10 protein-coding genes are annotated in these 12,935 nt (G+C 61.0%); 4 read left to right on the top strand and 6 right to left on the bottom strand.

Going from position 1 to position 12,935, the window contains the following annotated elements; translation table 11 throughout:
* The 3 genes from APH27_RS03475 to APH27_RS25580 all read left to right on the top strand — a co-directional run.
* A partial coding sequence (locus APH27_RS03475; RefSeq protein ID WP_156335846.1) for a DUF2345 domain-containing protein occupies positions 1-1,060 on the top strand: 1,060 nt, incomplete at its 5' end.
* A complete protein-coding gene (locus tag APH27_RS03470) occupies positions 1,061-2,983 on the top strand; it encodes a phosphatidylserine/phosphatidylglycerophosphate/cardiolipin synthase family protein (RefSeq protein ID WP_060483982.1) in 1,923 nt (640 codons plus the stop codon).
* Position 2,984: 1 nt separating this feature from the next.
* On the top strand, positions 2,985-4,019 hold the full coding sequence (locus APH27_RS25580; RefSeq protein WP_082434976.1) for a DUF6396 domain-containing protein: 1,035 nt from the start codon (positions 2,985-2,987) through the stop codon (positions 4,017-4,019).
* Positions 4,020-4,667: 648 nt separating this feature from the next.
* Here APH27_RS25580 and APH27_RS03465 read toward each other — a convergent pair.
* The 6 genes from APH27_RS03465 to APH27_RS03440 are packed head-to-tail and all read right to left on the bottom strand — an operon-like array spanning position 4,668 to position 11,472.
* Positions 4,668-6,293, bottom strand: a complete 1,626-nt coding sequence (locus APH27_RS03465; RefSeq protein ID WP_060483981.1) for a BatD family protein — start codon at positions 6,291-6,293, stop codon at positions 4,668-4,670.
* A complete protein-coding gene (locus APH27_RS03460) occupies positions 6,290-8,008 on the bottom strand; it encodes a tetratricopeptide repeat protein (RefSeq protein WP_060483980.1) in 1,719 nt (572 codons plus the stop codon). Before APH27_RS03460 ends, APH27_RS03465 begins: the two co-directional genes overlap by 4 nt.
* A complete protein-coding gene (locus tag APH27_RS03455) occupies positions 8,005-9,081 on the bottom strand; it encodes a VWA domain-containing protein (RefSeq protein ID WP_027919337.1) in 1,077 nt (358 codons plus the stop codon). Before APH27_RS03455 ends, APH27_RS03460 begins: the two co-directional genes overlap by 4 nt.
* Complete coding sequence (locus tag APH27_RS03450; RefSeq protein WP_027919336.1) at positions 9,074-9,568, bottom strand: DUF4381 domain-containing protein; 495 nt, start codon at positions 9,566-9,568, stop codon at positions 9,074-9,076. The genes APH27_RS03455 and APH27_RS03450 overlap by 8 nt, the downstream gene beginning before the upstream one ends.
* Positions 9,565-10,509, bottom strand: a complete 945-nt coding sequence (locus tag APH27_RS03445) for a DUF58 domain-containing protein (RefSeq protein WP_027919335.1) — start codon at positions 10,507-10,509, stop codon at positions 9,565-9,567. Before APH27_RS03445 ends, APH27_RS03450 begins: the two co-directional genes overlap by 4 nt.
* A gap of 3 nt (positions 10,510-10,512) precedes the next feature.
* Positions 10,513-11,472 carry a MoxR family ATPase gene (locus APH27_RS03440; protein ID WP_027919334.1) on the bottom strand — a complete coding sequence of 320 codons (960 nt, stop codon included), beginning with the start codon at positions 11,470-11,472 and terminating at the stop codon, positions 10,513-10,515.
* Between the two features lie 173 nt (positions 11,473-11,645).
* On the opposite strand from APH27_RS03440, the gene APH27_RS03435 reads away from it, so the two are divergent.
* Positions 11,646-12,929, top strand: a complete 1,284-nt coding sequence (locus tag APH27_RS03435) for a DUF2235 domain-containing protein (RefSeq protein WP_060483979.1) — start codon at positions 11,646-11,648, stop codon at positions 12,927-12,929.
* Positions 12,930-12,935 lie beyond the last annotated feature (6 nt).

The raw sequence follows: 12,935 nt of genomic DNA, 5'->3' as shown, positions 1-12,935 counted from the left end.
TAGCGAGCAGCGGCTCAAGACCCTCTCCGATACGGCCAAACAGCACAACGCCGACGCCCTGCAAGCCGGCCTCGACAGCCTGACTCAGCTCAACGCCGACGCCGACGTTACCTACGGCAACGACAACAGTGCACCGAGCCAGGGCCCGAGCGAACAGCAACGCAACGGCGGCGACACCGCCTGGGCGATCCGCAGCGGCGGCCGCGGCAAGACGCCGGGGTACAAGAAACCGCTGCTGATCGCCTCCTCCCCGGCCGACATCGCCACCGCCACGCCGCAGAACACCCACTTGCACAGTGGCAAGCACCTGACGGTGAGCACCGGTGAGGACGTCAGTATTGCCAGCGGCAAATCGCTGCTGGCCAGCGTGGTGCAAAGCATCAGCCTGTTTGCGCAGAACGCCGGGGCCAAGCTGTTTGCCGCCAAGGGCAAGGTGGAATTGCAGGCGCAGAGCGATGCTATGGAGCTGATTGCCAAACAAGGCATAAAGATCACTTCCACCGCCGCCGGCATCGAAGTCGCCGCGCAGGAAGGCATCTTGCTCACCAGCGGTGGCGGCTACATCCGCATCAAGGACGGCAACATCGAGATTCATGCGCCAGGGACGATTGATATCAAAGGGGCGAAGAAGATGTTCAGCGGGCCGGCACAGCTCAACCGGGAGAGCCCGGCCTGGCCTGAATCGTCTGTGACCCAGAGCCTGTCGTTCTTTGCCGGGAATACAAATGCGGGCAGCTCTGGCGCTTGGGCTGGCATGCCTTACAAACTTTATGCTGGCGGCTCAATGATCGGGCAGGGGGTGATGGACAAGTCCGGAATGATAGCTGTCGACCACCACCCGACGACATCTGACTATACCGTAGAACTTGCAAATGGGATTCGCTATGACATACCTGTAGGCGGCCAGTACAAGGGAGAAAACAAAAATGCCGAACTGGCCAATAGCGGCTTTCACCGCCACGAAAGCAAAACCCATCCGGATGTCAACCAGCCCGGCACGCGTAGCTTTTTCAGAGACAGCTATGCATCGCTTAACAACCCAGATTCAGAGGAGAATTAAATGACGACCTCCAGTTCAATTACTTCTCCGATCGCTACGGGTAAAACAACGTCAGCCACGTTAAATCTTCCGTGGTTTTTACAAAAAACTGAGTATCACCCGGTCCCGGCAACGTTTGAGCCCTTGGTGAATGGCGAACGTGCGTTTGGTGCGCTGTATGATGCGATCATGGCTGCTACAACAAGCATTGATTATATCTGCTGGGGCTTTCAGCCCTCGATGCATTTCAAACGCAATGGCAATACGGGCGATTTGTGTATAGGGGATTTGCTGGTAAAAAAAGGGGCTGAGGGCGTAAAGGTCAGGATTCTTTGCTGGTATCTACCGCCAGCACAATTCATGGAAAATCCAACACCCGGCAACAATGCAATAAGTTTTCTTTCTGCAGGGAAGCAAAATCGTAATGACGCGCAAGAAGAGTATGATTTGAAATGGTATGAGCAAGCCCGGCTCACTGGCGTAGCTGATCGAAACTCTATACTGAATGATTCACCCTACTACCTGAAGAATGTAGAGTTTGCGACGCGGGGCTTTGGGGCCATAGAGCGCGTGGAGATTGTTTGGCAGCTTCTCGTGAACGGTGCGGATAAGAACGGTTCAAAACTTAATAAACTCTTGAGCACTGGGGCGATGTCGGCTGCTCCTACCCATCATCAAAAAATGGTGCTCATTGACTATGAAAAGCCTGATAAAGCTATAGGCTTTGTCATGGGGCACAACACGTTAGACGCATACTGGGATAGGGACGATCACAGCTATGCGAGGATGCACGCTCGTTTTGGTAGAAATGGTGCAACGCCGCGGCAGGACATCTCCAGCAAAGTAACAGGGCCGATCCTTGAGCACCTCAATCACAACTTCTGTCAGGCGTGGAAGCGTGAAACCGGCGTTGATCTGCTGTCGAAACGTAAAAATAGTGCAGCGAATTTAAAGGTTCGACCCGATGCAGGCACACCTGTCATGGCGCAATTGCTTCGTACGCAGCAGCAGGAAGGGGTGCATGATATCAAGGCGCTTTATCTGAAGGCGACCAATAACGTCACAAATTATATATACATGGAGAATCAGTATTTCAGATGGGAGCCTGTTGCAACCGCAATAAAAAATGCGGCGCAAAAGCAGCTGGAGTGGGGCAGGAACCATGCGAAACATGGAGCCATTTACCTGTTTGTCGTGACTAACTCAAGCGACGAAGGAATGGGTGACGGCTCAATGAACACTCACAGGATGTTGCGCAGCCTGGGGCGGGAAGATGTCATGCCTACCGTTTCGAAGCTTGAGCGTAATGAAAAGCTGGATGAACAACTTAGGCTTGCACGCTCAGAAACGATAAGCGCCAGGCAATCCTTGATGTCACTTAACTATGTTGCACAACCCCTGGTAGATTCCACGCTCTTGCAAAAGATGAAAAATGAGCGTGAAGCCAAAGTCGCAGCGGCAGAAGCCAGGCAGAAGGAGCTTGAGGCGTCGATTGCGACCAAGAAAGATGCAGCCATTGTTCCAGTAGAGATCCCAGGGCTCAAAGTGCACATCTGCACATTGGTCGCTCCTGATTCACCGCCAGATAACTGGATGCCCGTTTATATTCATAGCAAGCTAGCGATAATCGATGATGTATTCACGACGTTAGGCTCCGCCAATATAAACATACGCAGCATGGAGGTCGACAGCGAGCTCAATATATGTCATGAGAGTCCTGCGTTGTCAAAACCTCTTCGCCAGCACCTTTGGGATATACATACGAAGGGGATGGGTGCGCAAGACGATGCAGCGCAAGCATTTCTAAAGTGGAATGACATTATTTTGGAAAATAATCAACGTCAAGAGCACAATAAAATTTCATCATTGGATCAGAAAAAAGCTCCTTATGCTTCGCTGATAGAATTCTTTCGCGGCAGCCCAGCACGTAAAAATTTGGATTAAAATGTATAAGTATATATATATCGCGTGTGTTGTTTTTATTGGCTTAACTATAGCATTTGAGGAGCACCTAATGCCAATGCAGTCTGAAACGTCCGATACGTCCGAAATGTATAAAGATCTCACGTTTGAATGCCGTCGTGAGGCTGATGTGCTCCCGCCATTGGATCCAAGCGCAGATTTGCTTTATAAGTACGGGCTTTTTCTAGAGCAACAGGAGGGGCCCAAGGATTTCAATGAAATTGCAAAATACTATCGTATTGCAGCATCTCATGGTCACTACAAAGCTTCTACCAATTTGCAAGCACTCATCTCTCAGGGGCTGGCTAATTCTCCCGACCCACAAAAGGAAACAATTGAACTTGTTGAAAGCGCGATAGCTCAAGGCATACCTGGCGCCTATTATGATATGGCACATTACCTTGAATTAGGTTTTGGCGTTGAACAGGATCGCGATAAAGCAAACGTTTATTTCCGTAAGGCGGCAGACTTGGGAAGCCCTGATGCGCAGTTCTATGTTGCAAGTCTGTTGGGTCGTGTTATAGGAACACATAGCGTAGTGACGGAGATGCGTCGTTGCGCGGCTTTCCAGGGGCACAGGCGAGCTGCGGAGAATTTGGCGGTTTCTCTACGCGTGAGTGCCAATTATAACGAAGCGGTGCAGGTTTATCAGCAAGGCGTAAAATCGGGAGATGCTGCATCAGCCAGAAAACTTGGAGAAGCTTTTGATGGTCCGCCAGAAGACAGTCTTTATTATATTGCATTGAAGGTCGATAAGGAACGCTCTGTAAGATACAAGAAAATAAGTGATTTTTTAGAGGAAAATGAGCAGCTTGGAGCAAAGCTGCCCGATATAGATGATATCGTACCTCTTCCGCCAGCCCAGCTCCCCAGTTGGGATGGTTCGTTTCAATGGCAGAAGGAGCGAGCGACGAAAAAAAACCTAGTGAAGCCTAATCAGGACTTGGTTGAGCGTTTAAGTGCAGAGAAACATCTTGATCCAGAAACTGGTCTTCCGCAGAAAACCCGAGCAATGTAAATCGGGTTGACGGAAACAACATGGATTAAAGGGACGGATAGAAAATGCCAGACATTCTACTCTATATATTAATAGCCGTGATTTTGGCGATCCCGCTTTCCGGGGCCTGTTACGCTCCTTTCAAGGCGATCGTATTCTTGTTCAGCGGGAAACGACCTTTGGATTGTATTCCTAAGTATCAATTTCTTATTTCATTTGTCCTGTCGCTTCCTGGGGCTTATTACTCTATGGTCTTCTTTGCTGTCGGTAGGGGTAAATATGAATCCTGTTTGTATCTGTCTGTCTATTTGTTTGTGCAAGCCTGTCTGATGCTTATATTTACATTTAAAGCAAAAGCATCGCCCCCGCAATAATGCACTTTTTTATCACTCGAAATCGTGCTCTGCATCAGAGCGGTCGCGCGCAAGTGCCGAAGGACGCATTGACCAAAATCATGATTGCGTCCGGGCTGACAGGTGCCTGGCCGAAGAAATTCAGCGCCTGTGAGATCGAGTGCTCCCCGCGCGGCGCATCGCGAGCAGGTTCGCTCACATTTGTTTCTCAACCGTTTCGTTTAGGAGCGAGCGCAGCTCGCGATGCGCCGCGCGGGCGGCGCTCGGTCTCAAGGGCGCTGAAAATTCAAAGGCATGCACCTCTGCGCCACACCCCTCACTTCGGATAAAGCGGCGGTAAACTCCCACTCTCCCCAGTCGGCAACAACACCTGCTCCGCCGGCGGAATCGTCCCAATGGCCCGCCACAGATCCTCACCCTGCCAATACTGCCCGCTCTCGCTGTACAACGCCCCGTTCAACCCATCCAGCGCATCCGACAACGGCACGAAGCGCGCCGCCATCTCGGCCAGGGTCTCCGGCTGTTGCCGCGCCCAGGCATCAAGCGCCTGGCGGGTGGCCTGCGGGTCGTTGGCCTGGCAGGCGCGCTTGAGGTCGTCGAGCAAGGTACGCGGGCTTGGCCCGTTCTGCGCAGCACGCAATACCGCCGGTTGCGAGCGGGCGCGCCACCACAGGGCGAAGCCGAGCACCGTGGTCAGGGCGAACAGCAGGGTGGCGAGCTGCCAGGGCCAGAGCAGGTGATTGGCACCGCTGCTGTCGCCAACCGGCGTGTCGGCGCTCAGTGCCGGGTTGTCCTGCACGTCCAGCATGCGCGCCGGCAGGCTGCTGTGCTCCAGGTGGTCTTCGCGGGTGTTCCACCAAGTGACTTCCACTGCCGGCAGGGCCAGATTGCCGCTGTGGGTCGGCACCAGGGCTTCGCGCTCCTCGCGGTTGGCGGTCATGCCACGTTCGCTGATTTCGTTGCGCAGCACCGGTTGGTCAGGGTAGCGGCGCAGGCCGACGATCTCGGTGGCGGGCAGTTGCGGCAGCTGGGTGCTCGACAGGCCTTCGGCTCGCAGGGTGATGCTGCGCGTCAGCGAGTCGCCGATCTGTGGCTGCTGGCTGGCCGGGTCGGGGTTCCAGTGTTCTTCCAGTGTCAGGCTGCGTGCCGGTAGCCAGGGTACGTTGGCAGGCCAGGCGGCAGGGATGGGGCGCACGGCCAGGCGCAGCGGCAGCGAGCTGACCTGCACCTGGCGGCCGGCCCGGGCGGTACCGGCGGGTTGCTGACCGTTGCCGGCGGCGGTGGCGGTAAACGTCAACGGTGGAATCTCCAGGCTGCCGCTTTCCTGCGGGTACACCGCGTAGCGGGTTTCGATCACCCCGTGGCGCACGCCGTTGATTTCTTTCTCGTAGGTGCGCGATTCACCCAGCGGCTCGACCTTGGCGTTTTCCAGCTGCAGCGGGCTCAGGCTGCTGTCGTCATACAGCGACACCGAATGGTAGATGCGCAGGGTCAGCACGGCCTGGGCCTGGACGTACACCTCGTTGCTGTCCAGGGTGGCTTCGACGAAGACTTGCGAGGCGACCTCCGGGCGGCTGGCGTCGGCCTGCAGCACTTGCAGGTCGATGGCCTGGCTCTGCGACTGGCCCAGTTGCAGCTCGGGGATGCGCAGGCTGCCGCTGCGCCTTGGCAGCAGGGTGATGATCCAGCGGGTGCTGGCGCGGGTCTCACCGTCGAGGGTGTGCAGGCTGTTCAACTGGCGTGTGCCGCGCACTTCGAAGTCGCTCTCCAGGGCGCGCAGGTCAGGCTTGCCAAACTGGGTCACGTCCTGGCTTTCGAGGGTCAGCTCAAGGGTTTCGCCGGCCTCCAGGCGCGTGCGGTCGACGCTGGCCTGCAGCGTGGGTAGGGCTTGGGCCATGGCGGCCCACAACAGACCGAGAAGCAAGACGCCGAAGCGACTCATCGTGTTTTTTCCTGATGCAATTGCTGTTCATACCAGAATTTGCGCCGCAACAGTTCCGCCGGGTTGTCGGGGATTTCGCGCAGCCATTGTTCCAGGGCCTGGCGCTGCTCGGCATCGAGGCTGGTCGATACCGGGCGCTGCGGCGGCTGGGTGATGCTGTCGTCATCGCCACCCTGGTTGCCAGGCGCTGCCTGGCTGTTGTTGCTGCCTTCACCGGGTTGTTCGGCGTTGGCCTGTTCTTCACTGCCTGGCGTGCCTTGGGCGGGGCTGCTGGCCGAGCTGCTGTTGCCTTCGGTTTCGCTGCCGGGGGGGCCTTGGGCATCGCTGTTGGCCGGTTGTTCCTCGGCCTGGGCATCACGTTGCTGCAGCAATTGCTGCACCAACGCCTGGTTGGCCAGCGCCGGTTGCAGGTCGGGCTGGCGCTCCAGGGCCTGTTCGTAGGCGTCCAGGGCGGCTTCCAGCTCGCCGCTGCGGGCCAGGGCATTGCCTCGATTGTAGTGGGCCGCGGCGCTGTCGCCCTGGGCGAAGGCTTCGGCGGCACCGGCGTAGTCGCCGGCCTGGTACAGCGCCATGCCGCGCCACTGCGGGTCCTGGAAGTGCCGTGCGGCATCTGCCGGGCGTTGCTTGCGCAGCAGCATCTGGCCTTGTTGATCGGGGCGTAGCCACAAGTCGTTGAACTCGAAAGCCTGGCTGGGTTGTGGCAAGGCCAGCAACAGCGGCAGGCAGAACAGCCAGCCGCGACGCCCGGCACAGGCAGCCAGCAGCAACAGTGGAAGCAACAACCAGTAACCCTGGTCGGCCCAGCTGTCCAGTTGCAGGGTCTGGCCGGCATCGCGCAGGTGGCGCGGGTTGTCGAACAGGCCAAGGCCGCGCAGGTCGAGGTCGTCGATGCGGGCATGGCGGTAGCGCCCGCCGGTGCCGTTGACGAAGGCCTTGAGGCTGGCACTGTCGAGCCGCGGCAGGAGGATGCCACCCTGGTCATCCTTGAGGTATTCGCCATTGGCCTGGCGCACCGGGGCGCCGTCGCTGGTGCCGATGCCGAGCATCAGCAGGCTCGGGCCCTGGCGGCCGAGGGCCTGGGTGATGCCTTGGCGTTCTGCTGCACTGAGTGCCGAACCGACGAGCAGCAGGCGACCCTGGCCGAGGCCGCTCTGGGCCAGCAGGGCCAGGCCTTTTTGTACGGCCAGGTCAGCACGCTGGCCGGGTTTGGGCATGATCGATGGGTCGATGGCCTCCAGCAGGTTACGCGTGGTGCCCAGGTCATCTGACAGCGGCACCAGGGTGTGCGCACTGCCGGCATAGACGATCAGTGCGGTCTGGCTGTCGTTGCGGTGTTCGAGCAGGTCGAGGATCTTGCGCCGGGCCTGTTCCAGGCGGTTGGGGGTAACGTCCTCGGCAAGCATCTGCGGGGTCAGTTCGAGCAGGATCACCAACGGGTCGGCCGGGCGCTGGCGGGTTTCCTCGAGGCGCTGCCAGCTCGGCCCGAGCAGGGCCAGCACCACCAGCAGCCAGGCCAGGCCGAGGGCTACCCAAGGCAGCTTGCTGTTGCTGCCGCTGCCACCGCCGAGCAGTACCGGGTGGAAGGCTGCAGGCAATATCATCTGCCAGCGCCCGGCGCGCTTGCGCCGGTGCCACAGTTTGAACAGCAGCCAGCCGAGCAGGGGCACGACAAGCAGCCAGAGCGGGCGCAGCCATTGCGGCCAGAGATCGATCATCGCCGTTTCCTCAGGCGCAGGCGTTTCAGGCGTTGGCGCCATTCCGGATGGGGCTGCAGGAAACGCGGTTTGCGCAGCACCTTGTGCAGCAGGTTGTCGGGCCATTGCACTGCAACCACCAGCAACACGCTGAGCAGCAGGGCCAAGGCCAGCGGCCAGGCATACAGGGCCTTGGCCGTGCGCGCCTGGGTTGGTTGCTGGGCCACCGGCTCCAGTTGGTCGAGGGTGTCGCCGATGGCGTTCAGCTCGGCGCCGTTATGGGCGCGGAAGTAGGCGCCGTGGGTGATGTCGGCAATTTCCTTGAGCGACGCTTCGTCGAGGTCCAGGCTCGGGTTCAGGCCAAGCAGACCGGGCGTGCCGCTGGCCTCGGGGTTGGCACCGATGCCGATGGTGTAGATGCGCACACCTTCCTGGGCGGCCAGGCGGGCGGCGGTCAGCGGGTGGATTTGCCCGCCGTTGTTGGCGCCGTCGGTGACCAGCACCAGCACCCGGCTTTGTGCCGGGCGTTGGCGCAGGCGCTTGACCGCCAGGCCGATGGCGTCGCCGATGGCGGTGTTCTTGCCGGCGATGCCGATCTGCGCCTCGTCGAGGAAGGTGCGCACGGTGCGCCGGTCGAAAGTCAGCGGTGCTTGCAGGTAGGCCTGGCTGCCGAACAGGATCAGGCCGACACGATCGCCTTCGCGGTCCTGCAGAAAGTCGCCGAGCAGTGCCTTGACCAGGTCGAGGCGGCTGATGTCTTCGTCTTTCCATTGCATGTCGGGGAAGTCCATCGACCCCGAGACATCCACCGCCACCAGCAGGTCGCGGCCGCTGGCGGCCACCGGCACCGGCTCGCCGAGCCATTGCGGGCGCGCGGCGGCCAACAGCAGCAACAGCCAGATCAGCACGTACGGCGCCTGTTGGCGAAGGGTTGGCAGGTTCAGGCGTGCGCGGCGCCCGGCCAGGCCTTCCAGTTCATCGAGGAAGCCGACCTTGAGCACCGGCTCGCCACTGTCGGCGGCGGGCAGCAGCAGGCGCGCCAGCCACGGCAGCGGCAACAGCACGAAAATCCACGGCCAGGCCAGTTCAAACATGTTTGCGAATCCAGGTTTCGACAGCCTGGCTGAGCCCGACAATGGCCTTGTCGTCGAGCTTGCACTCGGGCTTGTAGGCACCTTCGACCAGCACCATCCAGCGGGTCAGGCCGGCAGCCGGGCAACGGTTGTCGAGAAAGGCCAGCCACTGGCGGCCGTTCAGGGTATGGCTGTTGGCGCCAGGGTAGTGGTTGCGGCACAGGCGCTTGAGCAAGGCGTTGATCTGCTGCAGCCAGGCGCCGGCCGGGGCGCCGTCGTAGGGGCGTGGCAGGCGGGCGAGTTCGGCCAGCGCTTCCAGGCGTACCGGGTCGAGCGGCAGCTCGGCGCGCACCACCGGGCGCTTGCCCGGGCGCCAGCGGCGCAGCCGCCACAGGCCCCAGACCAGCAGCGGCAGCAGTGCGAGCAGCAGCCACCAGCCCGGCGCTGGCGGCCACAGGCCGATCGCCGGCGGCGCGATCAGCGGTTGCAACTGGTCCAAGGGGTTCATTGACCACTCCCAGGGCGCTGGGCGTTCAGGTATTCGCGCAATTGCTCGATCATCTCGCTCTGGGTGCTCAACGGCATCAGCACTACGCGCAGCTTCTGCGCCATCAGCTCCCAGCGCTCGACGCGCGCTTCGGCTTGTTGACGGTAGGCCTGGCGCAGGTTGGCGTCGAGGGTGTCGAGCTCCAACTGCGCGCTGCGCTGGGCAAAGCGCAGCAGGCCAGCAGCGGGCAGGGCGTGGTCGAGCGGGTCGGACACTGGCATCAGCAGCAGGTCGCAATGACGTGAGAGCATGGCCAGGTGTTGCTCGGCCTGGGGGCTGAGCGAGCGTTCGTCGCAGATGACGATGGCCAGGCTGCCGGGGCGCAGCACTTCGCGGGCGCGGCGCAGGGCCAGGCCGAGGCTGTCGGCCTGGGGGGCGGCTTCGGTGTGCAGGGCCTGGTTGACCTTGGCCAGGCGGTTGAGCAGCTGCAGCAGGCTCTGCTTGCTGCGCCGGGGTTTGATCTCGTGGTGCTCGTTGTCACCGAACACCAGCCCGCCGATGCGGTCGTTGTGGCCCAGCGCGGCCCAGCCGAACAGCGCGGCCGCCTCGGCGGCGAGCACCGACTTGAACATCAGGCCCGAGCCGAAGAACAGGCGCTGGCTCTGTTCGACGAGGATGAAGATCGGCCGTTCGCGTTCTTCGTGGAACAGCTTGGTGTGCGGCTCCTGGGTGCGTGCGGTCACGCGCCAGTCGATGTTGCGCACATCGTCACCAGCCTGGTACACGCGCACCTGGTCGAAGTCCACGCCACGCCCGCGCAGCTTGGAATGGTGCAGGCCGACCAGCGGGCTGCGCTGGCCAGGGCGTGAAAACAGCTGAATCTCGCGCACGCGGTGGCGCATGTCGATCAATTCGGCGAGGCCGATGCGAATGCCGGGTTCGGCCTGCTGCGTGGTGGGCATGGGTCAGGCGACGGCTACGACGTCGAGGATGCGCTGGACCACACGGTCCTGGTCGATCCCCGCAGCTTCGGCTTCGAACGACAGGATGATGCGATGGCGCAGTACATCGAACAGCACCGCCTGGATATCTTCGGGGCTGACGAAGTCGCGCCCGGCCAGCCAGGCATGGGCGCGCGCGCAGCGGTCGAGGGCGATCGAGCCGCGCGGGCTGGCGCCATAGGCGATCCAGTCGGCCAGCTCGGCGTCGAACTTGGCTGGGGTGCGGGTAGCCATGACCAGCTGTACCAGGTATTCCTCCACGGCGTCGGCCATGTACAGGCCGAGGATTTCCTTGCGCGCGGCAAAGATCGCCTGCTGGCTGACCCGACGCTCGGGTTTCACTTCGCCGCCCAGCGCTTCGCCACGGGCCTGGGCGAGGATACGGCGCTCTACGGCAGCATCGGGGAAGCCGATCTTTACATGCATCAGGAAGCGGTCGAGCTGGGCTTCGGGCAGCGGGTAGGTGCCCTCCTGCTCGATCGGGTTTTGCGTGGCCATCACCAGAAACAGCGGCGACAGGTCGTAGGTGCTGCGGCCCACGCTGACCTGGCGCTCGGCCATGGCTTCGAGCAGTGCCGACTGCACTTTGGCCGGGGCGCGGTTGATTTCGTCGGCCAGCACCAGGTTGTGGAAGATCGGCCCCTGCTGGAACACGAAACTGCCGGTTTCCGGGCGATAGATTTCGGTGCCGGTGATGTCGGCCGGAAGCAGGTCGGGGGTGAACTGGATGCGATGGAACTGCGCCTCGATGCCTTCGGCCAGCTCTTTGATGGCCTTGGTCTTGGCCAGGCCCGGTGCACCTTCGACCAGCATGTGCCCGTCGGCCAACAACACGATCAACAGCCGTTCGACAAGCTTTTCCTGGCCTAGGATCTGGGAGGAAAGAAAGGTGCGTAGCGCGATCAGCGCTTCACGGTGTTCCATCGGTGGCGGTTCCTGGGTCTGGGCCAAGGCGCGGGCGACCTGGCTGGGGGGGATACTTTAATCTATCCGTGATGCCGCGTCGAAATCTGCGCAGTGACTTTGCGTGATTGCTGATTCGCCGGCGCTGCGATCTGTTGCCTGCTCAATACCTTCCCAAGTGAAGGAGCAGTGGCATGAACGAGCAGTGTGGTAGCTGGCATATAGGTGTTTTTTTCGACGGTACTGGCAACAATGCGAGCAATGCGGCTGCCTCCTGTGGGGGCATTGCCAACGGCAAAGGCAGCTATGGCAATGCGCGCAGCAACGTGGCGTTGCTGCATGGGCTTTATCCCAGCGGGGTGGTGCAGGGGCGGGTGTACTTCAAACACTATGCGCAAGGCATTGGCACGACCGCAGGGGCGCCCGATTCGGCATTCGGCCAGGCCACGGGAAGGGGTGAGACAGGCGTGCTGGCGCGTGTCGAACAAGCACTGGCAGTGATCGCCGGGCAGCTGCGCGATCACATGGCCGCTCAGGCGCAGGCGATGCCCGGGCGCATCGAGTTCGACCTGTTCGGTTTTAGCCGCGGAGCGGCGGCGGCCAGGCACCTGGCCAATCGGCTGGGGGCCGGGGAGCAGGGCTTGCCGGCCGAACTGCAGGGCGAGCGGGTGATCAACTTCATCGGCCTTTTCGATTCGGTGGCGGCGATGGTTGCCCCCCTGCGGGGAAACTTCGATCCGGCAAATGCCCGGTATGCCGGCTTGCGCCTTGGCCTGGGCGCGAAGGTAGCCCGGCAGGTGGTGCAACTGGTGGCTGCCGATGAGCGCCGGCACAACTTCGCCTTGGTGCGTAGCGGCAACGACATCGTGGTGCCGGGTGTGCACTCCAACATCGGAGGCGGTTATCCGCCTTGCATGCGTGAGCAGGTGATGCTGTGCAAGCCCTTTTCGAACCAGGTGCCGCAGTGCACGCCGGTAGAGCGGACGGCGGCCTATGCGGCTGCAAAGGCTTTGCTGGCGTCGACGCCGGCAGCTGATGGCGATCGATGCCTGCGGGTGGTGACCTGGGAGGAGCCGGTGGCGGGTGGGCGGGCGCAGCGAGACACCCCGCAGAAAACGGTCTACGCCGCGGTGCTCAGCGAGCGCGAGGTGCTTGGCCATCTGTCTCGGGTGTACCTGAGCATCATGCGTGAACTGGGGGTTCGGGCCGGGGTACCTTTCCTGCCGCTGGGCGATGACGAGGACCATCGGCTGCCGCCGGCATTGCTGGGCATCAGTGACAAGCTGCACGACTATGTGTTGGGCGGGGCAGAGTCGGCGGCGCTTTCGGCTGAGGAACAGGCGTTGTTGCGGGCCAGGTATGTGCATGCATCAGCCCATTGGAATGCATTGAAGGGCATGCGCAACAGCAGGCTGGATGTGTTGTTCGTCGATCGGCCAGAGGAGGGGGGCAGGGTGCTGCATGACAACCCGGTTTGATTGTGG

It is taken from the genome of Pseudomonas sp. NBRC 111123, from assembly GCF_001320205.1.
Taxonomy (GTDB): domain Bacteria; phylum Pseudomonadota; class Gammaproteobacteria; order Pseudomonadales; family Pseudomonadaceae; genus Aquipseudomonas; species Aquipseudomonas putida_J.
Note: the sequence above shows the minus strand (reverse complement) of the source record. Positions and strands in the feature narration are given on the sequence as shown.